A 23,822-nucleotide genomic window follows, 5' to 3' on the forward strand; every position below is an offset into this window, starting at 1 on the left:
GATGGCGTTTGATCAGTCCACACGCAACAGGCTTCAGCGCTTCGTGAGCGAAGCGCGTGGAATTCTGGAAGAGGAGTTCACTCGACAGCTCCAGAACGACTATGGGTTGGATCCTGACTCGGGCACTGTTTCTTCGCTCGAAAGCTTGCGTCACATCACGGACCAACAGCGCGAGACGGCGCGCATACTTCGAGCCACGCTTGAACACTATTGCGCGGGTTCGGATACGGACACAAAAGCAGGCCTGGACCGGATTGTTCGCGAGCAGGCCTTCACGATCTTCAACCGGCTCGCTGCCTTGCGTATGGCCGAGGCGCGCGGGCTGCTCATCGAGACTGTTGGCAACGGCTATCAGTCTCAGGGTTTCCAACTCTACTCACGCCTTGCTGGGACTGGTCTCGGGGAGACTGGTGATGCCTATCGGGTCTTCTTACAAAGCGTGTTCGATGAGTTGGCGCAGGACTTGCCGGGGCTCTTTGACCGGTTTTCGCCACAGGGCCGCCTGTTCCCTCGCGAGACCGCGCTCCTCGAGGTGATCGAACTTATTAACCACGGTGAGATCGAGCCGCTGTGGGCAGAAGACGAGACGATTGGTTGGATTTACCAGTACTTCAACTCGAAAGAAGAGCGCAAAGCGATGCGCGATGCGTCTCAAGCCCCGCGCAACAGTCGGGAACTGGCAGTCCGCAACCAGTTCTTCACCCCCCGCTATGTGGTGGAGTTCCTGGTCGACAACACTCTGGGGCGACTCTGGTTCAACTGGACGGACGGGCGAACCGGCCTGCGCGACCGCTGCCAATACCTGCTGGTGAAGCCGGACGAGCAGTCCGAACCCGCCGAACGCCTGCGCGACCCGCGCACGATTAAGCTGCTCGATCCGGCCTGTGGCTCTATGCATTTCGGGCTCTACGCCTTTGACCTGTTCCTGGAGATTTATCGCGAGGCCTGGGCGTGGGAGCAGACCCATGGTCCCGGCTGCTTGGATACCGAAACTGGCGGCAGTGCCGATCTGAAACCACTCAGCCAGACCTATGCCGACCAGGACGCGTTCTTGCACGACGTGCCGCGGCTGATCATCGAACACAACATCTACGGCGTCGACATCGACCCGCGCGCGGCACAGATCGCGTCGCTGGCGCTGTGGTTGCGGGCGCAGCGCGCCTGGCACGAGGCAGGCATCAAAGCCAAGGATCGGCCTCAGGTTGGGCACGGGAATGTGGTGGCCGCTGTCGCACCCCCTGCAGAGGTCGAGTTGCGCAAGCGGTTGATGGAAGAGCTCGACCCCCTGGATGCAGAACTGTTTGAGAGGACGTTATTCCTGCTCAAGGGCTTGCCAGAGCTTGGGGTGCTGTTGCAGGTCGAAAAGGAACTGCCTGTACTTGTCCGCGAAGTATTCGGCGAGCATGGCGACCTCTTCCGCAAAGAGGACATAGCGCATTGGCAGAAGGCTGAAACGCGCCTCCGAGAAGCCCTTGTCGAGTTCGCGCGCGCGACACGATCTACCTATCAGGGGCGGCTCTTTGCAGACGATGCGTTGCAAGGGTTGCGCCTAGTTGATTTGGGAAACGTGCGTTTTGATGTTGCAGTCATGAACCCACCTTTTGGGCAGCCAGCTTCAAACCAAAAGCCCTACCTGCGAGAAGCCTACCCCAGTTCTTGGAAGGATCTATACGCCACGTTTATCGATCGTGGGTTGGAGTTGCTTGGTGAGGGCGGATATCTCGGTGCAATCACATCGAGCACTTACCTCAACCTAGCAAACTTTGAAGATCTTCGTGTCCGGTTGATAAATGAGACGAACCTCGAATCAATCGTTGAACTTGGCAATGGTGTAATGGACGACGCTGCGGTATCCGCTGCCTGCATTTGCATATGCGCCGGCTCCAATCACCATCTTCCCCGAAAATCTGGTTTTATCGACATCAAATCGCCTAGAGATAAAGCAGAGATTTTGCTCGAGGCGTCAGCCCGTTATCGTTCTGACCAGCAGGACCCGCATCTATTTGAAGCGGCTCCAAAAAAATTCTTAAGTATGCCAAACAGCGTATTCTCATACTGGGTGCCGGAATCGCTGTACCAAGTTTTTTCTGAAAATAAACCGATATCAAAGTTTTGTCGAATTTCCGTTGGGTTGCATACGCGGGGTAATGAAGATCGCTTCTACCGTCGCTGGTGGGAACCATCAGCCGCGCAGAGTTTTTCTTCTGACTGGCCGCATATCAAAACAGGTGGAAATCCTCAGCACTATCTGAAGAACGATCATATCGTAGTGAATTGGCAGAAAGACTGTGCTGAACTTCGCGCCATAGCTGAAAGTGCTACGGGGGGAACATTCACCGGGCATGAATCATATTTCAAGAAGGGAATATCGTATATCTACACTGGACAGACGACCTTCTCAGCTCAGCTGATGCAAAAGGGTGGAATATTCTCCATCGCGGCCCATGGACTCGTTCCGAATGATGAGCATAGTACGTTTTGGCTTCTGTCATTCCTAAATAGCGAGCCTGTGCGGCTTCTATTGAAAGTGATAAATCCAAATCGGTTTTTTCAAGCAAACTATGTCAAGCTTCTTCCAGTGCCTAATTTTAGTTCCGATGACAAGCAAAGGCTGTCGGATATAACACGGCAGTCGATCATGCTTTCGCTCGAGTTTGTATCGGGCGATGAATGCAGCAGGTACTTCGTGAAACACTGGTGCTTGGACTTTGTATTTGATCCCGACCCGATAAAGTCAGCCGTAAGCCATGCGGAAGCGCTATCGAAATCATTAAGATCGCTAAGGCTTGAAGCTGACAAAATAGTTCAGACGTCGTTTGGTATGTCTTCAGAAGATCTGAAGGCTTTACAGCTGCGCGTTGGCGCCACTACTGCTCAGCAGCTCCCGGGTGATATGCTGGTTCTGAAGGAGCGAGAACGATATGTTGCCGCAACCCTGATATCGCTGCTTGTTGGGTGTGCGTTCGGTCGATGGAACGACTCTGCCAGCACTCAGAAGCCTCGAAATATCTGCGGCATTGACTTGGAAGCACCGCCCAATCTGAATGAGGCACTTAGCACGACAGATCATCATCAAGCCGTGGAAGTATTAAGTGGTGATCCAAGTGGACCAGATTCTCTTGTATCGCATGTGCATATGTCTTTGACGCAGACCTTCGGAAAAAATTCCGAAAATACGGAGGAAACTGTTCTTGGGTATCTGCGCGCACAAGATTTGGATTCATATATCAATTCGCAGTCTGGCTTCTTTCCCGATCATTTAAAGAAGTATACAGAGGGTGGCAGTCCTGCCCCTATTTACTGGCCGATCGCGACCAATTCCGGCAGCTACACGCTCTGGCTCTACTACCCCAGTCTGACCGACCAAACGCTCTACACAGCTGTGAATGATTTCGTCGAGCCGAAGCTAAAGGAAGTTCGCCGCGACCTGGTGACACTGCGCGACAAAGGCGGCTCCCGCTCTAGCGCAGACGAGAAAGTGTTAGAGAAACTGCAGGACCTGGAGCTGGAGCTCATCCAGCTTCGTGACGCGCTCCTAGAGATCGCTCCAACCTATCGCCCCAACCACGACGACGGCGTTCAGATCACCGCGGCTCCGCTCTGGTCGCTCTTCCGCCACAAGCCGTGGCAGAAGGTTCTGAAGGATGCGTGGACGAAGTTGGAGAAAGGTGACTACGACTGGGCGCACCTGGCTATGGCGTACTGGCCAGACCGCGTGCGCGAGAAGTGCAAGACGGACAAATCCCTCGCCATCGCGCACGACCTGGAACACCTCTACATCGAACCCGAGGATAGGGCATGAGTATTGCAGCCTTCATCCGTGACACCATCTTGCGCCCTCGCTTGATCGAGGCGGGGTGCATGGTCGTCTACGATCCAGACGGGCAATACCAGAACGTCTGTGCGAGCCTTGGAGACGAACGTGTTCGTGTCGTCGATGCGAGTAGCAGCAGCATCAAGAGCCGCCTGGATGCAATAGAAGCCCTACAAGATATTGGACGGCCAAAAAGCACGCTGGATGCCGTGCTGGTCTATGTCCCTAAGCGACGGCCTGAAACTGATGAAGAGAAACAGATCGATCCGTTTTCGATCTACGCTCAGGCAGGAGCGGTCTTCCCCCGTGACGACGGGGATGATTACTTAAGTCTTTGCCTCCGTGCCAAGCCTGATCACTCAACGGAGATAAGGCGCGTCTTTGCCAACTCCCCAGGTGGTCCGACGTTTTCAGTGGTCGACGCCGTAGGTGGCGGTGCGAGATGGCCGCAACTGCGCGCCGCGCTGAAGGTTGAGTCGGGACGTGAAATCCTTGAAGCCTTGCTCGCCCCGAGCGAGAAGCAAGCGGCGGCGCTCAAAGCTCACGATGGATGGAGCGAGGAAGCGCGGGAGTTCCTATCCGCAACGCTGGGCATGAGTGTCAAAACGCGAGGCAAGACCTGGAACTCGATCTCCGACGAGTTGTGGCGGTTCGTTCTCTTCAGCGAGTTTGTCTTCGACTTGCCAGCGGACCTACCAGAGCAGCTCCAAGGCGTTCCGCATGCCGTTTCTGAAGCGAAACCAATTATCGAGGACGTCTGCGAGAGGTTGAGAACCAGTCCAGCGAGCCGAGATGTCTACATCGAACGCGCTGAGCAGATCGAACAAGAGCTCTCGCTAGATCGGATTTGCGCAAGTATCGAAGACCTGGGCAGCAGAGATACTTTCCCCTTCGAAGAGCGGACCTTCCTGAAGCGAGCTATAAGGGGTCTACTAGAGAACGATCTCAACGCTGCAAGGGATACCATCGCAGCCCATGGACATTCGGTTTGGATCGGTCGTGGTGAAAGCCAAGCTCAGTGGGAATTGATTAAGGCTAGCTTCTCCCTGATTGAGAGTTGCGACGACAACGAGCGACAGCTCCCTGATCACACAAAGTCACAGAGCGCCCTGATTGAGTTTTACATTTCTAGCTTGAGGGAAACTGATCGACTCCAGAGGGAGTTCGAGCAGGCCCTCTCCGATTTCTTGGATCACCAAGACCTCCTGTCTGACGTGGTCGAGTACTCGAGGTCAAAATACAGACGCCTCGCCGAGAAGGTGCAGACCGCCTTTGTGAAGCATCTGGAAACGTCTGGTTGGCCCCCGCAGGGACGCCCGAGCAATCTCGATGTCTACGACAAGCATGTGGCAAGCAAGCTGAAGGAAAGCGGGCGGAGAGTCGCCTATGTCCTGGTAGATGCCCTCCGTTACGAACTCGGTGTCGTCCTTGAGAAGAGGCTCGCGGATGATGGCCCCGTGGAGCTGCAAGCGGCGTACGCGCAGCTTCCCACCATTACGCCAGTTGGAATGGCAAGTCTCCTCCCTGGGGCGCGCGAAGACCTCAGGTTGACAGAAAAGGCCGGTAAGCTCGTTCCCAGGCTTGGTGATGTCAAAGTCGCGAATGTCAGTCAGCGTATGGATGTTCTAAGGAAGCGGTTGGGTGACCGGTTCCATGAAATGACCCTGAGCGATTTCGTAAAAGCGAAACCGCGCCTTTCCAAGACTGTTGATCTTATCGTGCTGCGCTCAACCGAGATCGACAGTCAGCTTGAGAGCAATCCGGAGAGCACCCTCGGGCTTATCCCGAACACGCTGAAACTTGTTCGCGTGGCACTTCATAAGCTGCGCGAACTTGGTTTCCAGGACGCAGTTATTGCCACAGATCACGGGTTCTTCTTGAATGGGCATGCATCTGACGGCGACGTCTGTTCAAAGCCCCAAGGCAATTGGGTCGTGAACGCACACGACCGTGCATTCCTAGGAACGGGCAACGCAGATAACCATAGCGTCGTAATCGATGCGGCCAAGCTAGGGGTGCGTGGAGACTATCAGCAAGTCGCTCTGCCAAAGAGCATGGCTCCGTACCGAGCTGGACATCTCTACTTTCACGGAGGAGTATCGCTGCCGGAGGCGATCGTACCGGTCTTGGTCGCGCGACTGGATACCAAGGATTTGTCGGGTTCCGGAAGCTTCGGTGTTGAACTCAACTACAAGCGCGGCGCTAAGCGGATCACAACTCGGGTGCCGGTAGTGGAAGTGAGTGCATCGTCTGACGACATGTTCACACAGGACAAAGACATTGAGGTCCTTCTCGAAGCTCAGTCCACACAAGGTGATGTCGTAGGAGAGCCGCGCCCAGGCGGGGACGTAAACCCAGCCACGCGTACCATCACGCTGCGGCCCGGCGAGAGCAAGCAAATCACCATCCGCATGGAGCCTGAGTTTGAAGGCAAATTTAAGCTGAAGGCCCTCGATCCGGTAACGATGGCCGCCTACGCCAGCCTTGATCTGGAGACTGATTATGCCGTTTGAAATGGAAATGGATGACCTCGACAAGAAGCTCAACGAGGTCTTCGACGGCAAGGTCGTCCGCAAGGACCTACTGCATCGCATTAAGAAAGGGACGAACGTGCCTACGTTCGTCCTGGAGTTCCTTTTGGCAAGGTATTGCGCAAGCAACGAACCAGCGGAAATCCAAGCCGGTATGGAAGCCGTTCTGGCGACGCTTGATGAGAACTACGTTCGCCCTGACGAGGCAAACGCTGCCCAATCTCGGGTTGCCGTAAAGGGAAAGCACAAGTTCATCGACAAGGTGCATGTACGCTACGTCGAAAAGGACAAGCGGCACTGGGCAGCTCTTGAGAACTTTGCATCCCAAAAAGTCGCCATCGCCGAGAAGTTCTACCGTGACATCGATCGACTTCTTGAAGGCGGTATCTGGGCAGAGGTGACAATCGCACACAACGACATCGACGATGACAACTACGCTTTTTACGTAGAAGACCTTCGTCCTATCCAGCTGAGCCGCTTCGACTTTGAAGCCTACAAAGAAGGCCGTGCAAAGCTGACGAGAGACGAATGGCTAGACGTGGTCCTGAGGTCGGTCGGCCTCGAACCAGGCACGCTGTCACATAGGCAAAAGCTGCACTTCATTGCTAGGCTCGCGCCCCTCGTCGAGGCTAATTTCAACTTTGTCGAGCTTGGTCCGCGCGGTACCGGGAAGTCGTACTTCTTTAGTGAATTTTCCCCGTACTCGACGCTGATCAGTGGCGGCCAAGCGACGAAGGCAACGCTGTTTTACAACAACGCCCGCAACAAGATCGGACTTGTTGGCTTCTGGGATACCGTTGCTTTCGACGAGGTTGGTGGGATCAAGATCAAAGACCCAGATACCATCCAAATTATGAAGGACTTCATGGCCAATGGTCGGTTCTCGAGGGGTGTCGAGATCATTGCCAATGCGAGCATGGCCTTCGTAGGAAACATCGATCAGTCGGTGGAACAAATCGTTCGTTCATCCGAGCATGACCTCTTCCTACCACTCCCCGCGGAGTTCGATCTGGCCGTGATGGACCGCTTTGCCTGCTACTTGCCTGGCTGGGAGATGCCCAAGACGAGTAGTGCGTACTTGACCGACCGCTTTGGGCTAATCACGGACTACTTGGCCGAAGCGTTTCACTATCAGCTTAAGCACAACAACCGCTACGAAGAAGTCTCAAGCCGCGTGAAGCTCGGGAGCAATGTCGAAGGTCGCGACGAGAAGGGCATTAAGAAGACACTCTGCGCGCTCTTGAAAATCCTCCATCCCGACGGGGCTCCAAGCGACGATGAGTTCTTCGAGTATGTGGAATACGCGATTGAATGTCGTCGTAGGGTCAAGGAGCAGATGAATAAGCGCAAACCAGATGATGAGTTTGCATTGATCAACCTTTCCTACTTCGCGCCAGAAGGCCGCGAGGTGGTGGTGCACTGCCCCGAGACCAAAGGTATTGCTGCTACTCTTGAACCTGCCCGCCGCACGCTTTCTGGAAAGTCCTCTAGACCGAAAATGGTTGAGACCAAAGAACCAGAAGCGAAGACCCATAAGAGCGAGGTGTCATCTGACGTTGCGCAGACCTCAGAAGCTGAGATCCCTGAAGATCGGCACTACACGATCGCCTATGGGGATGTTGGGCATACCTACGACACGATCATAGGACCATACCTGGCGAAGGCTAAGAGCGTTTCGATTGAAGACCCATACATTCGTGCACCGCATCAGATCGCGAATTTTGTCCGCTTCTGCGAGACGGTTGTTAAGAGTCCGACCGTACGAGAAATCCACCTTCTAACCGGGTATGATGAAAACACCGATCTTGCGGGGGTTGAGAGCAAGATTGAAGAACTCAAACAGAGTCTGCTTGAGCGAGATGTCGTCCTTTCAGTGGAGATTGACAGCAAGATTCATGATCGGGAGATCAGAATCGACGACCGCTGGATCATCAAGATCGGGCGAGGTTTGGATTTCTACCAGAGACCAGAAGGATGGTTCACGATTGGCGCAAATGACTTTTCTCTGCGGCCTTGTCTAGAAACCAAGGTTGATATTTTTAAACCAACCTAGTGGGCATTTTTTGAGGGCCGGAAGCCCAAAGAGCCTTTTTCAAGTTCTGCCGTGAGAAGGATGGTGCCGGTGAAGGGACTCGAACCCCCGACCCCATCATTACGAATGACGTGCTCTACCAGCTGAGCTACACCGGCATCTCTCTGTCACGGCCCTACTATTGATCCACTAGTTACAGCGTACTGCGCCTATCCTCTCTTGTGGGAATGGTATAATTAACCGCCTTCAACGTTGGTATGGGCTGGAAAAATATTCAGCAACTCATTGTTTTAACGTTATAGTTTAGGGTCTTTTAATCAGTGGGTCGCAGGTTCGAATCCTGCACGGCTCACCACTTTTTTCAATAAAAGCAAGATTTGTCGTGGAGCAGAAGCTGACGTTACCACGAGGTTTGTTTGCACCCCTTCCCCGATAGCTATTCACGTGTGAGTGTGCTTGCGAACGAGAAATTTAAGCCGATCAGACCTGAAGTGGGCGCAGGTCCGACATGTAAGTCTGTTCGTGCCAGTGAGTGGACTGCGCGATGACAAATAGGACTGCCTGCAACTGCCCCAGTGACATCAACTAGAGCAGCACGCTGTTGCCCTGGACCCGGCAATAGGGTTGAACGGGTCGAAAATCGCACTTTATCACAAAGATGTCCGCAACCCTTTCGCGCCCCAGCGGTCTTGGATAAGACGGACATAGCGCTGTCAGAACCTCTGCCTGCGTGAAACAATTGGGAGCGTATTCATGAAGTTTCGCCCTTTGGCCCTTGCTGCCATCGTTAGCACGCTGCCCTTTGCGGCTCAGGCCCAAACTGCGAAGGATGCGCCGGGGTTGGTGGTCGAGCTGAACGCGACTGAAGATGTCGAAGGCGCCTGCCGTTTGACCTTTCTGGTCGAAAACGAAACTGCAACGGCGATAGACACTGCCAATTATCAGGTGGTGATTTTCGATGCCGCTGGTGTGTTCGAACGCTTTACCCTTTTTGGATTTCGGGACCTGCCAGCGGAACGCCCCCGCGTGCGTCAGTTTGATGTACGCGACATCGCCTGTGAAAATCTTGGGCGGGTTCTGATCAATGGGCTAAGCGGCTGTACCGTCGACGGTGCTGACAGCGAAATCTGCGACAAGACACCAACCTTGCGCAGCCGTACTGAAGTGGAGCTTTTGGGATGAGTATTCTTGACGCCCTGCGTGAAATTCTGGCCCTGGGCGGGCCGGTTGTGGCCATCCTGATCGCCATGTCCGTGGTGACGCTGGCGGTGACGCTTTACAAGCTTTGGCAATTCGCCGCCTCGGGTGTTGGTCGGCACCGGGTTCTGTCGCAGGCGCTGGACGCTTGGGATGCCGGTGACAAGCAAGCCGCCCGCGCGCTACTGGCCAAAAGCAACAGCTATCTTGCGCCGCTGGTCGGCGTGGCGATGGATGCGCCGGACGCACCCGGTCTGGATCAACGGTTGGATGCCGAGGCGGGGCTGGCGCTGGCCGGGCTTGAACGTGGTTTCCGTCTTCTGGACACGGTGGCGCAGCTGGCGCCGCTGTTGGGTCTGTTTGGTACGGTTCTGGGCATGATCGAAGCGTTCCGCAGTCTGCAAACCGCCGGGTCTTCGGTTGATCCGTCGCTGTTGGCGGGTGGTATCTGGGTGGCGCTGGTGACCACTGCGGTGGGCCTGGCGGTGGCGATGCCGACCTCGATGGTGCTGTCGTGGTTCGAAAGCCGCACCGCGCGGGAACGGGTGTTCGCCGACAAGGCGCTGCGCACGGTACTGGTGCCGGGGCAGGCCATCCCGCTGGCCGAGGACGCACAGAGCATGGCGGCCACGCCCGGACATGCGTAACCTCGCACCCTTTGTCAGGCGACCACTGGCGATGACACCGCTCATCGACGTGATCTTTCTGTTGCTGCTGTTTTTCATGCTGACCTCGACCTTTTCCAAATATGGCGAGATCGAGCTGAGCGCCGCAACAGCGGGCAACCCGACCGCGGACACACCTCAAGATCGAGCCTTTGTGCAGCTGGGAGAAGAAAGGCTGGTTCTGAACGGTACTCCGGTCACGCTTGCGGACCTGACCACACAGGTGACGACCGGGCAGGTGCTGGTCAGTTTGGACCCTGACACGACGGCGCAGCGGCTGGTGGACCTGCTGGTTTTGCTGCGCGGGCGCGAGGGCCTCAGCGTTCTGGTGCTGGAATGATCCGTCTTGGCCGCCCCCGCCGCAAACGCGACTCGACCATTGCGCTGATCAATGTCGTGTTCCTGATGCTGATCTTCTTTCTGATCGCGGGAACGGTGGCCACGCCGCTGGACCCTGATCTGAATCTGGTCGACACGTCCGAGTTGGAAGGCCGCGAACCGCCCGATGCGCTGGTGTTGCACCGGGACGGAACGCTCAGCTTTCGCGGCGCGCCGATGGACCCCGAAACCTATATGACAGGGCGCGACCCCGGACCGGTACGTATCGTCCCGGATCGCGAGGCGCCGGGCGCTCGGCTGATGGAAGTGACGGCTGAACTGCGGCGACTGGGCGCCGTATCCGTGTTTGTCGTGACCGAAAAGGCGCTGGAATGATCCGGGGGTCGGTGGTCATTGCGGTTCTGGCCGCGCTTCTGTCGCTGCTGCTGCATCTGACGGGGCTAAGCCTGACCGCACCCAGACTGACCGGACAATCAGGTGACACTGATACACCCGACAGGGTTGAACTGGGCAACAGTTTCGAAGATCTGGTTGAAGCCGTCGCTGAACCTGTTGAGCCCGAACCGGAGGAAACGCCTGAACCTCCGGTCGAAGACCCGCCCGAACCTGCCGAGATTCCAACCAGCGAAGTGCATGTGGCCTCGGACGATCCCCAACAAACCTTTGCGCCCGATACGGGCACCTCAGAAGTGTTGCAGCCCGTTTCCCCCGAACCGGTCGAGTCAGAAGCCCCCGAACCCCAAGAGACCACGGATGGCGACCAGAGCGCCAGTGACGAGGTGGAAGAAACTCCGGACGTAGAAACTGCCGAGGTTGTCGAAGTCCCAGAAGGCAACCCCGAGGTGACCGAACCGATTACTGAGGCCGCGGCACCTGAACCGGTTGAGGCCGAGCAGCTTGCCGCGCTGCCGGACCCTTCGGAAGACGTATTGCCATCAGTTGCGCCGGATATCCCCACTGAAAGCGAGGCGGTCGAGCCCGATATTCCCACAGCCCAAGTCGAATCCGCACCGCAGGCAGAGGAAAGCAGCGAAGGATCAGAGCTGGCTGTGGCCTCTTCGATCCGCCCACAACTGCCGGATCGTCGCCCACAGTCTGAACCGCGGGACGTGTTGCGTAGCGTGCGGGATTTCAGCAACCTTCGGTATCCATCGCGCGAAATTGAATCCCCCCTGACCACATACGCTCGCCGGGGTGTCGACAGGTTTACTTCGGGCAATAGCGGCAGGCGCTCAGGCGGGCGAGGGCCCGGAAATTCTGACCGGACGAATTATGCCGGAGAGGTTCTGGTTCACCTGAACCGCGCGCCGATCGTCTATACAGCAGCGCGGGGCTTTGCGAGGGTGTTTTTCGTGATCAAGCCGGACGGAACCCTGGATTATGTCGAAGTGGTGGATACCAACGGCACACCGGATCTTGAACGGGCAGCCAAGGCACAGGTGGCAGCGGCCTCACCCTTTCCGAAACCGCCCGGAGGTGTCAGCCGGTCGCTGTCTTTTGTCTATTACGGCAACTGATCTGCCGAAGAGCTTGGCAGGCTGAGCAGGTATATTCGAAAGCGTTGGATTTTACCGATCAGCGTGGCCGTAAGGCGTTGGCATGAGTATCGAAAACACCATTTACGGCTATTGGGTCAGTCTCTTTAAATTAAAGAGGTCGCGGCCTTTTTCTGCGATCAACTTTTTGTAACGGCTTCTGGAAGCTATGCTAATTATCTAAAAATAAACAATAAAAATTAGTTTATCTGATTTCACCTGTGCAAAGTTGCAACGCAAGCCGAGGGCAAGACGTTCGAATGTCCGCGGGCCCTGTTGAGCATGCCCGCGATTTGTTCGACTAGGCGCTCAGCCACACTTTGTAGCCAAACTCCTCTCACTCTCATGGACTTATCATGAAACAACTTCTTTTTGCGTCGACCGCAACAATTGCAACCGCAGGCATCGCAGCGGCCGAATCCGGCATCAACCTCAGCGGCTATGGCCGTTTTGGTATTGGTTACCTTGAGGACCGTCAGAACACGACACTGACCACCACCACAGCCAATGGTACGGTAAACCAATTCACGGCAGATTCTGACGAGGCCATCCTGATCTCACGTTTCCGTCTGAATATTGACGGTTTCACGGAAACTGACGGTGGCGTTCGGTTTGAAGGTCGTGTTCGTCTGCAGGCCGACGAAGACTCCGACACTGGTGAAGCCAACAACGCCGGTCTGAACGGCGCGCGGTTCTCTGTTATCTATGGTGGCTTACGTGTTGACGCCGGCAACGTGGCTGGTTCATTCGACAACCTGGATGACTATTTCGGCACCGAGCCCGGCCTGGAAGAGTTTCTGGGTCAGTATTCGGGCGTGAACTACTCGTTCCTCGAGTATGAATCGACCGGTTCGGGCGACAATGCCGTGTTCTTCCAGTACACCGTTGGTGATTTTGCTGTTTCGGCGTCCTACGACCAGAACACCATCTTTGCAAATAATGGCACTGGCGCAACCACGGACCGTGACCGCTGGGACGTAAGTGCGGCTTATACTTTCAACAACATCACCGCCTCGCTGGTTTATGGTGAAACCGATGAAGGTGATGGTGTCGAAAAGGAAAGCCTGACCGTCTTCACTTTGGGTGCCGAATTCAATGACTTCTACGGAACGCTGTTCCTGGCGGACGACGATGTGGCCGATGATGATGAAAACGGCACTGCTTACGGTTTCTCGGTCGCCTATAACCTGGGTGCAGCGACCACGTTGCAGCTGGTCTATGGTGACGGATCGGCCGATAATGACACGCGCAACATCGGTGTGGGCGCCATCTATGATCTGGGTGCGGGCGCAACACTGCGTGGTGCTGTTGGCGAAGTTAAAGACGGTGACGACGACGGCCAGATTCAGGCCGACTTTGGTGTCTGGTTCAACTTCTAAAGTGACCTGTTTGACTTAGGTTCAAGGGCGGGCCTTTAGGTTCGCCCTTTTTGGTGGCCTACTGTTTTTCAAAGAACAGGATGACCTCGCCCAGCCGCACGCCATATCGCGAAACATAGGCGCGGTTCAGCAGACGATCATCGCTTAGCAGCCACATCCAGTCGTCAAAATTGACCCGCATGGTGCCGTCCTTGACCGGTAGATCGATCTTGTATGTCCAGTTGAAGGTATCACCACGCTCGACCCCGCTGGCAGCGCCCAGAACGCCAGGCGCAGTTCCGGTCCAGGTGTCCTGACCGGTTTTGATCAGGGTCCAGATGCGTTGTTCGGTGGCGCCGTCGTCATAGACGAAATCCTCGATCAGGGTCAGGGTTTCACCATCCCAGGTGCCTTGGATATCCACCGTAAATCGGCGAGGGACATTGCCCAGAACATCCTGAAACTGACCATAGGCGACGGTTTTGCCTTCAAAGAACTCCTCAAGATTCAACTGCCGGTCGGACAGAAAGCTTTTAGGTACGCGCGGCTTGGCGGAACAGGCGGTCAGCGCGGCAAGCCCCGCGATGGCAAGGGCCGCGATCAGGATGCGGCGGGGCGTCATTGCAAGGTCCTCGTTTCTACCGCGGTGTCATAGCCATTTGAACCGCTGACATGCGCAGCTTTAGCTTCGGGCGCGGGGCGCATAGTGGCGACCAGTTCAGCGACCTTGATGCCGAATTTGCGCATCTCGGACCGGTTCATGATCACACCGTTCTCGGTCAGGTACATCCAATCGGTAACGTCCAGTGTGTGCCCGCCCGCGTCCTGGGGTAGGATGATCCGGTAGGTCAGCTTCACGGTCGATCCCGAAATTGTGCCGTGACCCTCACCGACGATATCTTCTGCCGTCGCGGTAAACGTGTTGCCCGTGCCCAGCGTCAGATGCCATTTGCGGGTCATCTTCTTGCCGTTGGAATAGGTGAAATGCTCGGTCAGCGTGCCGGTGTTGCCATCCCATTTCCCCACCATACGGGCGACAAAGCTGTTCGACATCTTCCCATTGGGGCCATAAATCAGCCCTTCGGACAGGATTTCGCCGTTCAGGACTTCTTTCATTTTAAAGGCAGGCCCGGTGCCGCTGTAATCGGCAGGGGATTGCGAGCGAAAGCTTAGGAACCGGCGCTGAGCTGCGACCAGAACAAGGATGGCAAGCAGTAGGATAGCTAAGATAGTCATTTGGCTGAGACCTCAGAAGGCAACGTCAGGACCAGCCCAAACGCGCCGAGTTTCAGGATGCAGGGCAGCACGGCATAGGCGAGGGTGAGCGTCCGCAACGCCTCGGCCGAGTTTGCCTGTCCTGGGGTGAACCCGCTGCGTTCCAGCAGCGGCAGAGTGAAAAAGGCAGCGAGCGCGAGGCCCAGCTTGCCAGCGAATGACCAGATACCAAACGCAGCGGATGCGTTCAGCCCCGCCCGCGTCAGCGCGACCGAGAACATGGCCGGCAGCACCACCATATCCGCCCCCAGTGCCGCGCCCGAGGCAAGGCAGATTGCGGCGAACCCGGTCAGATTACCGGCGGACAACAAAGCTGCACCAATAAACCCCGCGATCGACAGGGGCATGGCGATGATCAGTGTTCGTTTCGGGCCAATCCGGTTAGCCAGCTTTGCCCAAAGCGGAACGCTGGCCCCGGCGCTGAGGAAGAACAGGATCAGCAGTGGTCCGGCTTTTCCCGGCAATTGCAGGCGATCTTCGACAAAGAACAAAAACAGGGTCGAAGTGATGGCCACTGGTAAGCTGTTGACCAGCGCCAGCAGCAGCAATCGCAGCGCACCAGCTTGTGCGAGCCCATTGAACGACAGGCCATCGCCAGTAATCGGGGGTCGGCGCCAGATTGGGATCGTCAGGGTCAGGGTGAAGATCGCGATCAGGCCCAGAAACAGGCCAAAGGCGGGATAGCCCTGCGCGCTGGCTCCGAATCCTACGAACAAGGCTGGGGCGCTGGCTGCAAGGATGACGCCTGTCAACTGCCCGCCTTCGCGCCATGCGGCCAATCTTATCAACTCTTGCGGCTCTGGTCGTATGGCAAGCGTCGCGCTGCGACCGTAAAGCAGGATGGTGCCCAAGCTGTAGGCTGAGAACAGTAAGACTAAAACAGAGACTAATAAGGCAATATTTGTTCCCGGCGGCAGTCCAAACAGCATTGGAAACCCGATCGCCAAACCAATCGCAGCGGTCGCAGCAAACAGCAGTTGCGCGTTTGGCCAGCGGTCTATGGCCCAACCAATCAGCGGATCCTGCACCAGATCGATTAACCGGATCACCAGCAGAACGGTGCCGATCACACCCAACCCGATACCAAGATTAACGGCAGCAAATCGCGGCAGATGGATATATAGCGGTATCCCCGCCGCAGCGAGCATCAGCGCATACAGACTGACACGCGGGTACAGCATCATCCGCCCTTCAATTGCCGGGTGAAACTGCCCGATCGGGTGTTGTCGCCCAGAAAAATGGACATAAAGGCGCTTTTGGCGCCGGGATAGGACAGGGTACAGGTCTTTTGGCCGTTTCGCCAAAATCCAACTTTGTTCGGGCCTTCCGAGATTGCAATATAGTTGTCGCCCTTGCTAACCGCCTGAAAACACTTCTGCAACTGGGCCTGCGTCGGGGCAGGGTTTCCTTGTCGAGCCATCTCATCCAACGTCGATTCAACCAGTGCTTTCTGTTTCAGGGATTTGCGATAGGTCAGCTGCAATGCAAAGTCCTGCGTCCAATTGAGCGTGCTGCCTTGCGGCGTATACAGCTTGGCTTCGTAGATCGGCATGCCCAAAAACCGGAAGGTTGCGCTGCCTCTGAGTTGCGCATCAGTCAGCGTCTGGGTGATCGGTGACGCGGCCAACCCGCCCGGGGCCAGCACGATCACAGAAAACAGTGCAGCGCGGCAGGTATCAGAGATCAGCCGAGGCAGGGATGGCCGGGTCTTGTGCAGGAATGCCATTGTCAGCTCCGAGTGTGTGCGGGGTGCCGTTAAGGCGCTCAACAACATGCATCGCGCTGGCAATCCCGTCTTCGTGAAATCCATGCCGGTTGTAAGCCCCGGCAAACCAGGTTCGGTTCTGTCCCTGCATCTCGCGGATTTGCCCCTGAGCTTTCAGGGCCGCTTTGTCGAACACCGGATGGGCAAACTCGACCTTGTCATAGATTTTACCCGCAGGAATTTCCGAAGATGCGTTCAGCGTCACAAACAGCGGATCGCTGTCTGGAATATTCTGCAGTCGGTTCATCCAGTAAGTTACGCCAACATTCCCCGCTTGCGAACGGTAGGTCCAGCTGGACCAGCACGCGCGACGGCGGGGCATCTGGCTTGGGTCGCAATGCAGGATAGCCGTGTTCGGTTGGTAACGAATAGAGCCTAACGCAGCTCTTTCCGCATCTGTTGCGGTCTCGCCCAGAATGGCAAGGGACTGATCGGAATGGGTGGCCAATATGATTTCGTCGAACAGATCAACCTGACCTTGGCTGTGGACAGTCACACCGGCATCGCCGCGTTGAATATGCTCAACCGGGCAGGCCAGACGGATTTCACACCCGCGCTCACGTAACGCGGCATCGATGCGGCGGACATATTCGATGCTGCCGCCCTTGACAGTGTACCATTGATGCTGATTGGCGCGACCACTGGCCAGCAGGGCATGGTTGCGGAAGAATTGTACCAGCGAGCGGGCCGGGAACTGATCCACGAACTCCACCGGAGTGGACCAGATCGCGCCGCACATCGGCATCAGGTAATTGTGGCGGAACCAATGACCCAGACGCAGCTGATCGACCAGCTCTCCGATCGTGGTGTCATCGTCACGTGCGGCTTCGGGGGCTTCTTTGCCAAAGCGCAGGATGTCCGCGATCATCTTATAATAGGCAGGCCGCGCGAGGTTGCGTTTCTGCGCCGTCAGGGTGCGCAGGTTGTTCAGACCGTATTCAATGCGGCCGTTGTCGATGGTGGCACCAAAGCTCATCTCGGATTTGATGACGGGCACGTTCAGCTCATCGAACAGGCGCGTCAGATAGGGGTAGGTGGCATAATTGAAGACGATGAAACCGGTATCGACAGGTTGGTCGCCGTTTTTGCCTGCCATGACGGTTCGGGCATGGCCGCCCAGCCGAGGTTCGGCTTCGAACACGGTCACATCGTTGTTTTTTGACAAATAGTAAGCGGCCGACAGACCTGAGATACCTGCACCTACTACCGCGATTTTCTTGCGTACGCCTCGGGTTTCGTCGAACATGCCATCCTCTTTGTGCGACATTTTACAATAGGATACGCAGGAAATGCCGGGGTGGATCAATCGGATTAGAAGTTTTTCGCAAAAGCACTATGTTGTCACGGCTGGAGTTTTGATCCAGTGCGTCGCTCTGGCCGTAAAATCTTAGACACAACTGTATTGGTCAGGGCATGAGCAGCTTTGAAGGAAAAACCTATTGGATCGTTGGCGCCAGCGAAGGGCTGGGCCGTGCTTTGGCCGAGGCGCTGAGCCGTCAGGGCGCACATCTGATCCTGTCTGCCCGCAATACCGAGCGTCTGACCGAGATTTGTTCTGCCCTGCCAAATGCGCAAGCTGTTCCGTGCGACGTGACAGATCTGGACGCTGTACGTCGTGCCGCGGTCGAGGCCGGAGAGGTGGACGGGTTGGTCTATAACGCCGGAGCTTATGAACCGATGCGCTCTGCCGATTGGAATTCCGAGGCCGTGCTGGCGATGACGGATGTGAATTACACGGGTGCCCTGCGGGTTCTGGGTGAGGTTGTACGCAGGTTCGTACGCAGGGGTCGGGGGGATATCACGCTGATCGGGTCTTTGTCGGGGTATCGGGGTTTGCCCGCGGCGGTGGGGTACGCGGCCAGCAAGGCAGCACTTGTTTCGTTGGCCGAGACCATGCGGTTCGACCTGGCGGGCACAGGGGTAACGGTGCGCATCGTCAATCCGGGCTTTATCAAGACCCGCCTGACCGAGAAGAACACTTTCAAGATGCCGATGCTGATGACGCCCGAGGATGCAGCGGACCGGGTGGTCAAAGCGATGTCACGTCGCCGATTCCGTACTGATTTTCCAGCACCATTTTCCTGGCTGGTGCGTCTGATCGACTATCTGCCTGATTGGCTGGTTTATCGTGAAAAATAGACTCTAACAAAACTGTCCCTGGCAAAACCATCCTGCCGACATGGTACCGCCATGGCCATAAAACAGCCACAGCCGCTCGCCCTGTTCGGTCACCACCACCCAGTAATCGCGCACGCCGCTGCGCCAGTTGGGATCGTCCAGCCACCATTCCGGCGCAATGCGTTCCGGGCCCGTGGCTTGTGCCAGTTGCCAGTCGCGCCCACGCCAGCGAAAGGCGCTGGGCACGTCCGGGGTTTCCGGCGCCATCACCGGTTCGGGTTGCCACATCTGCAAGGGGCGGGGACGCGGAGGGGCAGGCCAGTCATGCGCCGGTTCCGACCAGGCTGCGGCCAGCGTCTGCGCCGTCTTCTCGGGGATATGTGAGGCCGCCGGGTGCCGCCGCGTGATCGCCTCCAGCCCCACGCGTGCGCCCAGCTTACCGATCAGGTCGTCGACGGCGGTGTTGCCCTCAAGCCGATCCCGCACGGCGCGGTGGGCCTCGGCATGACCCGCCATGGTGCGGGCGTGGATAGGCTCGGTCTGGACCGCCACAAGCCGCAGCATGTCGATGCCATAACCTGCATCAATCTTGTCGATTTTCATCTCTAACAAAGGGCGAATGCGGTATTTGTCAAAGGTCGGGCGGGCCAGACCAACCTCGATAATCTCAGCCGCCTGATCGGCGCGATGTGCCTCAAGCCGCAGGGTGCGAACGCCGCGGCCTTTCTCCTCCAGTTTTGCGCAAAGCGTGGGCAGTATCCGATCAATGGCGGCCATGACGTCTTCGATCAGACCGATTGGGTTGGGCAGGGTCATCCGCACCGCAAAGCGATGGGGCGGACGGGCGGGCGAGACCGGTTCGGGCGCGCTGCCCATGGCCTGATCCAACCGCAGCACCAGACCCCGCCCGAACCGCCGCGCCAAACTGGCACGCGGCTGGCCCAACAGATCGCCGATCCGGCGCAGGCCCAGCCGGTTCAACTGCGCCACGGTCTGATCCTCCAACCGCAGCGCCGCGATGGGCAGGGGGCTGAGCGCGCCATAGGATTGTCCCGGCGCTGCAATCCGCGCGCCACCACCCAAGGCCATCACCTGCGGCGCGGCGCCACCTTTGGTCCAGTGCCGCCGTTTGGTGGCGCGGGCACGGGTGGCACGGGCCTCTTGGCTGATGGCGTCGCCGTTGCGGTCGGATGTGGCCTCTTGCCCGGCGTATCGCGCCAACGCCCAGGCCGCGCCCAGCGTGTCGGCGATGCCCATCTGTACGCTCAGGCCCATATCGGCGCAGTCGACCTCAAGTACGCTCAGCAACGCCTCTTCGCCGCCGAACAGATGGGCGCAGCCCGACAGGTCGACAATCAGCCCGTCCGGTGATTCTTCGGCCACCCAGGGGCTGAATTTGCCTGCCCAGCGGCGCAAAGCGGTTAGAAACGCGGTCTCGGCGGGGGTATTGCGAGGGCGCGTCACAAGATTCGCGCACATGGCATGGGCATCGCGCACCGGCTGACCCACGCGCAACCCGGCGGCCTGAGCCTGTGCATTCAGCGAGGTGACAACCTGCATGTTCGCCTGCTCGGCCACCACGGCCAAAGGCCCATCCTGCAGGCCCCGCGCAGCGCGGACCAGCCGTTCAGCCCCCAGACGGGGAAACCAGAGTGAGAGTATTCGTCGTTTGGGCATCGGCAGACATCAAAATGTTCCCATTTTGTTCTTACCGTAGAATCATACCCCGAGTCCACGCCTACCCGCAGGTCAGACGCTGAATGATCCCGGCGTCATTGACGAACACGTTCAACCGGTCGATGCGGTAATCCTGCGTGGCCAAATCATCCGGCCCTAACACACGCGCGCGTTCAGGCAGCTGGCCCTGAATGGTCGAAACCGGTTGACCAATGGAATCGCCAAAGGGTTCACCCTCGCAAAAGGCCAGATCGACCGGTGCGGCTTCGGGTGCAAGGCGGGCGTCTTCCGGTGCGGGTGGCGTTTCGGCACAAGCGGCCAGCAAGATCAAAATCGGAATAAATCGGCGCATTGGCGTTCCTCTTTGCGGCAATGTCGTTTCTGCAATATCAAATCATTAGCCGATCTGTCACCAAAGCGCAGTTGAAAACCCTCTGCGATTGACGCAGGGTCGGGGCAAAGAAGACAGGGAGACAACGATATGCGTACCCGTGCCGCCGTCGCCGTTCAGGCCGGCAAACCCTTGGAAGTGATGGAAGTAAACCTCGAAGGCCCCAAAGCGGGCGAGGTTCTGGTGGAAATCAAGGCCACCGGCATTTGCCACACCGATGAATTCACCCTGTCGGGTGCTGACCCCGAAGGGTTGTTCCCCGCCATTCTGGGCCACGAAGGCGCGGGCGTGGTGGTCGAGGTCGGCCCGGGAGTGACCAGCCTGAAGCCGGGCGATCACGTGATCCCGCTCTACACCCCGGAATGTCGCGAATGCGAATATTGTCTGCACCCCAAGACTAACCTGTGTCAGGCGATCCGCGAAACCCAAGGTAAGGGCCTCATGCCCGATGGCACCTCGCGCTTTTCGACGCTGGATGGCGATCCGATCCTGCACTACATGGGTTGCTCGACCTTCGCTAACCACACGGTCCTGCCCGAGATTGCGCTGGCCAAGGTGCGTGAGGACGCTCCGTTCGACAAGATCTGTTACATCGGCTGCGGCGTGACGACCGGTATTGGCGCGGTGATCAACACCGCCAAGGTCGAGATTGGTAGCCGCGCCATCGTGTTCGGTCTGGGCGGTATCGGCCTGAACGTGATCCAGGGCCTGCGTCTGGCCGGAGCTGACCAGATCGTTGGCGTTGACCTGAACCCGTCCAAGGTGGAAATGGCCACCAAGTTTGGCATGACCGATTTCGTGAACCCCAAAGAGGTCGAGGGCGATCTGGTCTCCTATCTGGTCAACCTGACAAAGGGCGGTGCGGATTATACATTCGACGCCACCGGTAATGTCGGTGTGATGCGTGACGCGCTGGAATCGGCGCATAAGGGCTGGGGAGAATCGATCATTATCGGCGTAGCGCCTGCTGGTGCCGAAATCTCGACCCGCCCCTTCCAGCTGGTCACAGGCCGGTCGTGGCGCGGCACCGCCTTTGGCGGTGCGCGGGGCCGGACCGATGTGCCCAAGATCGTTGATTGGTACATGGACGGGAAGATCGAGATTGACCCGATGATTACCCACACCATGGGTCTGGACGACATCAATCACGGCTTTGACCTGATGCATAAAGGTGAGAGCATCCGGTCGGTGGTTGTTTACTGATAAAACTTGAAAAATCCGAAAGGGTGGGCTTTTGCCCGCCCTTTTTGTCATTACATTCCATGTTACGAATAAAATTTATAGTTGAGGGATTGAGGTGACAACAGGAAGGACAGACCGCCTTGCGGTTCTGATTGATGCGGACAACGTGCCCGCAAAACATGCCGAAGAGATTTTTGAAGAAATAGCTACTTTAGGCGAAGCTGGCCTGAGGCGCATTTACGGTGATTTCTCGAACGGGTCGCCACAAGGTTGGGACGCTAAGTCATTGGCCAAATACGCCATTGTTCCCCACCAACAATTTGCCAATACATCCGGTAAAAACTCCAGCGATATCGCGTTGGTGATTGATGCCATGGACATTCTGCACTCGGAACGGTTTGGTGGGTTTGTTCTGGTGTCGTCTGACAGCGACTTCACCCGACTTGCTAGTCGGATCCGGGAACAGGGATTGGATGTTTTTGGTATTGGAGAACGTAAGGCACCCAAAGCCTTTGTCACAGCGTGCAATAGATTTATTTACGTTGAGAATATCGAAAAAACTGCATCAGTCAGCCAGCCGGCTGAGACTGCGGCCCCCCAAAAAACAAAATATGATCTGAACCATGCCTTCCAGTTGATTCACAATGTGGTTCGGAACACAGATGAGCCAGACGGATGGGTTAGGCTTGGGCTCGTTGGCAGCCAACTCAGCAAAATCTACGCGGATTTCGATTCCCGTACTTACGGTTACAAGAGGTTGAGCGATTTGGTGCGTGCGACCGGAAAATTTGAAGAAAAAGGGGCGAACGGCCACTTTATGATCAGGCATAAGGACAGCTGAAAAAGGCTGTCAGAGATCCCTGAATTTGCGTGTTTTTGCCCTTACTCCCCCGGCCGTGACGCCCCGGTATCTGACCGCGGTGACCGTACCCGCAGAACAGGGGTGTTGGCCGAGGTGGTGTTGGTGCGGCTTTCGCGCCAGACTACATAGACACCGGACGCGATGATGACGCTTGCGCCAACCGCCACCCAGATGTCCGGGCGTTCACCAAAGAAAACCATGCCAAAAATCGTGGCCCAGATGATCTGGCTGTACTGGCTGGGGGCAATAACGCCCGCAGGCGCGGCGCGATAGGCGAGAATGATCAGGTGCTGGGCGATCACCGAGAACACGCCGACCAGCGCCATCATTGCCAGATGCAGCAGCGAGGGCGGCAGATACACGGCGGGTTGGGCAAGGCTCATCGCTACAATGGCCAGCAGCATCGGATATAGGATCAATACGGCCGAGCGTTCCTCATTCCCGATCTTGCGCACCAGAACGGACGCAAAGGCACTGCAGAACGCGGCCGTCAGGGCCGCGAGATGGCCCAGGGTGATATCCGTGGCACCGGGGCGCAAGACGATCAGGACACCGATCAGACCAACACCAACGGCGGCCCAGCGTTGGGCGCGCACGACCTCTCCCAATATCGGAATCGACAGGACGGTGACGATCAGCGGGAAGGAAAACAGCAGCGAGTAGACCTCAGCCAGCGGCAGAACCGAAAAGGAATAGAAAGCACAGACCATGGACGAAACCATCAAGGCTGAGCGAAGCAGTACCAGCCAAGGGTGATGGGGCAGGAAGTTCCCGGTTGTCCGGTCGGTCAGGATTGTCACCGCCATCGGCACGAAGGAAAACAGCGTGGCGAAAAAGATGATCTGCATCACCGAATAGGTCCCGCCCAGCACTTTGATCAGTGCGTCATGACTCGCAAAAACTGCAAAGCCCGCAAACGCATAGCCAAGACCCCGGAGGGTGGTGTTTTGAGTGCTCATGAGTCTGGCCTCGGGTGATGTGCGGTGTTTAGGGCGGCACGGAGTGATCTCGGGCTGTCTATTCGCGCTGCATAAACCCATTTTGCAGAGTCTGATAGCCCCTATTTTACCGCTAGCATGTC

20 protein-coding genes and 1 tRNA gene are annotated in these 23,822 nt (G+C 57.0%); 12 read left to right on the forward strand and 9 right to left on the reverse strand.

Features of this window, described 5'->3' with window-relative positions:
- Position 1: 1 nt before the first annotated feature.
- Genes pglX through brxL form a run of 3 tightly spaced genes read left to right on the forward strand, consistent with a single transcriptional unit; the run spans position 2 to position 8,398 of the window.
- Positions 2-3,802 carry a BREX-1 system adenine-specific DNA-methyltransferase PglX gene (gene pglX, locus ACR0AJ_RS12300; protein WP_480740949.1) on the forward strand — a complete coding sequence of 1,267 codons (3,801 nt, stop codon included), beginning with the start codon at positions 2-4 and terminating at the stop codon, positions 3,800-3,802.
- Entirely contained in the window at positions 3,799-6,327 is a 2,529-nt protein-coding gene (locus ACR0AJ_RS12305; RefSeq protein WP_480740950.1) for a PglZ domain-containing protein, read from the forward strand. The genes pglX and ACR0AJ_RS12305 overlap by 4 nt, the downstream gene beginning before the upstream one ends.
- Complete coding sequence (gene brxL / locus ACR0AJ_RS12310) at positions 6,317-8,398, forward strand: BREX system Lon protease-like protein BrxL (RefSeq protein WP_480740952.1); 2,082 nt, start codon at positions 6,317-6,319, stop codon at positions 8,396-8,398. The genes ACR0AJ_RS12305 and brxL overlap by 11 nt, the downstream gene beginning before the upstream one ends.
- Before the next feature lie 61 nt (positions 8,399-8,459).
- On the opposite strand, the gene ACR0AJ_RS12315 is transcribed toward brxL, so the two are convergent.
- Positions 8,460-8,535 (reverse strand) — tRNA-Thr (locus tag ACR0AJ_RS12315).
- A gap of 595 nt (positions 8,536-9,130) precedes the next feature.
- Between ACR0AJ_RS12315 and ACR0AJ_RS12320 the strand changes: the two genes are divergently transcribed.
- From ACR0AJ_RS12320 to ACR0AJ_RS12345, 6 genes are all read left to right on the forward strand, one after another.
- Positions 9,131-9,559, forward strand: a complete 429-nt coding sequence (locus ACR0AJ_RS12320; RefSeq protein ID WP_170349678.1) for a hypothetical protein — start codon at positions 9,131-9,133, stop codon at positions 9,557-9,559.
- On the forward strand, positions 9,556-10,221 hold the full coding sequence (locus ACR0AJ_RS12325; RefSeq protein ID WP_480740953.1) for a MotA/TolQ/ExbB proton channel family protein: 666 nt from the start codon (positions 9,556-9,558) through the stop codon (positions 10,219-10,221). Before ACR0AJ_RS12320 ends, ACR0AJ_RS12325 begins: the two co-directional genes overlap by 4 nt.
- Positions 10,222-10,252: 31 nt before the next feature.
- Positions 10,253-10,579, forward strand: coding sequence for a biopolymer transporter ExbD (locus ACR0AJ_RS12330; protein ID WP_170349680.1), 327 nt, complete (start codon positions 10,253-10,255; stop codon positions 10,577-10,579).
- The gene (locus ACR0AJ_RS12335) at positions 10,576-10,953 is read left to right on the forward strand and encodes an ExbD/TolR family protein (protein ID WP_480740955.1); all 378 of its coding nucleotides are present in this window, start codon (positions 10,576-10,578) and stop codon (positions 10,951-10,953) included. Before ACR0AJ_RS12330 ends, ACR0AJ_RS12335 begins: the two co-directional genes overlap by 4 nt.
- The gene (locus ACR0AJ_RS12340; RefSeq protein WP_480740956.1) at positions 10,950-12,095 is read left to right on the forward strand and encodes a TonB family protein; all 1,146 of its coding nucleotides are present in this window, start codon (positions 10,950-10,952) and stop codon (positions 12,093-12,095) included. Before ACR0AJ_RS12335 ends, ACR0AJ_RS12340 begins: the two co-directional genes overlap by 4 nt.
- Positions 12,096-12,469: 374 nt before the next feature.
- Complete coding sequence (locus ACR0AJ_RS12345; RefSeq protein WP_480740958.1) at positions 12,470-13,492, forward strand: porin; 1,023 nt, start codon at positions 12,470-12,472, stop codon at positions 13,490-13,492.
- A 58-nt stretch (positions 13,493-13,550) separates the two neighbouring features.
- On the opposite strand, the gene ACR0AJ_RS12350 is transcribed toward ACR0AJ_RS12345, so the two are convergent.
- From ACR0AJ_RS12350 to ACR0AJ_RS12370, 5 genes are read right to left on the reverse strand one after another with little or no spacing between them, the layout of a single operon-like run.
- On the reverse strand, positions 13,551-14,093 hold the full coding sequence (locus tag ACR0AJ_RS12350) for a DUF3833 domain-containing protein (RefSeq protein WP_170360909.1): 543 nt from the start codon (positions 14,091-14,093) through the stop codon (positions 13,551-13,553).
- Positions 14,090-14,707, reverse strand: coding sequence for a DUF3833 domain-containing protein (locus ACR0AJ_RS12355; protein WP_425081303.1), 618 nt, complete (start codon positions 14,705-14,707; stop codon positions 14,090-14,092). The genes ACR0AJ_RS12350 and ACR0AJ_RS12355 overlap by 4 nt, the downstream gene beginning before the upstream one ends.
- On the reverse strand, positions 14,704-15,927 hold the full coding sequence (locus ACR0AJ_RS12360) for an MFS transporter (protein WP_480741053.1): 1,224 nt from the start codon (positions 15,925-15,927) through the stop codon (positions 14,704-14,706). Before ACR0AJ_RS12360 ends, ACR0AJ_RS12355 begins: the two co-directional genes overlap by 4 nt.
- Positions 15,927-16,472 (reverse strand): hypothetical protein, encoded by a 546-nt coding sequence (locus ACR0AJ_RS12365; RefSeq protein ID WP_170349686.1) that lies wholly within the window; start codon positions 16,470-16,472, stop codon positions 15,927-15,929. Before ACR0AJ_RS12365 ends, ACR0AJ_RS12360 begins: the two co-directional genes overlap by 1 nt.
- A complete protein-coding gene (locus ACR0AJ_RS12370) occupies positions 16,423-17,757 on the reverse strand; it encodes an NAD(P)/FAD-dependent oxidoreductase (protein WP_170396702.1) in 1,335 nt (444 codons plus the stop codon). Before ACR0AJ_RS12370 ends, ACR0AJ_RS12365 begins: the two co-directional genes overlap by 50 nt.
- Positions 17,758-17,924: 167 nt before the next feature.
- Between ACR0AJ_RS12370 and ACR0AJ_RS12375 the strand changes: the two genes are divergently transcribed.
- Complete coding sequence (locus ACR0AJ_RS12375; protein WP_480740960.1) at positions 17,925-18,650, forward strand: SDR family NAD(P)-dependent oxidoreductase; 726 nt, start codon at positions 17,925-17,927, stop codon at positions 18,648-18,650.
- A 3-nt stretch (positions 18,651-18,653) separates the two neighbouring features.
- Here the strand turns inward: ACR0AJ_RS12375 and ACR0AJ_RS12380 are convergent, their stop codons facing one another.
- Complete coding sequence (locus ACR0AJ_RS12380) at positions 18,654-20,306, reverse strand: DUF6504 family protein (RefSeq protein WP_480647651.1); 1,653 nt, start codon at positions 20,304-20,306, stop codon at positions 18,654-18,656.
- 61 nt (positions 20,307-20,367) lie between these two features.
- On the reverse strand, positions 20,368-20,658 hold the full coding sequence (locus ACR0AJ_RS12385; RefSeq protein WP_170349690.1) for an I78 family peptidase inhibitor: 291 nt from the start codon (positions 20,656-20,658) through the stop codon (positions 20,368-20,370).
- Positions 20,659-20,787: 129 nt separating this feature from the next.
- Here ACR0AJ_RS12385 and ACR0AJ_RS12390 point away from each other — a divergent pair, with 129 nt between their 5' ends.
- Together ACR0AJ_RS12390 and ACR0AJ_RS12395 are read left to right on the forward strand one after the other, a co-directional pair.
- The gene (locus tag ACR0AJ_RS12390; protein ID WP_170349691.1) at positions 20,788-21,900 is read left to right on the forward strand and encodes an S-(hydroxymethyl)glutathione dehydrogenase/class III alcohol dehydrogenase; all 1,113 of its coding nucleotides are present in this window, start codon (positions 20,788-20,790) and stop codon (positions 21,898-21,900) included.
- Between the two features lie 94 nt (positions 21,901-21,994).
- Entirely contained in the window at positions 21,995-22,720 is a 726-nt protein-coding gene (locus ACR0AJ_RS12395) for an NYN domain-containing protein (RefSeq protein ID WP_170349692.1), read from the forward strand.
- Between the two features lie 41 nt (positions 22,721-22,761).
- On the opposite strand, the gene ACR0AJ_RS12400 is transcribed toward ACR0AJ_RS12395, so the two are convergent.
- Positions 22,762-23,700 (reverse strand): DMT family transporter, encoded by a 939-nt coding sequence (locus tag ACR0AJ_RS12400; protein WP_170349693.1) that lies wholly within the window; start codon positions 23,698-23,700, stop codon positions 22,762-22,764.
- Between the last annotated feature and the right edge of the window lie 122 nt (positions 23,701-23,822).

It is taken from the genome of Ruegeria sp. CJ9, from assembly GCF_056536625.1.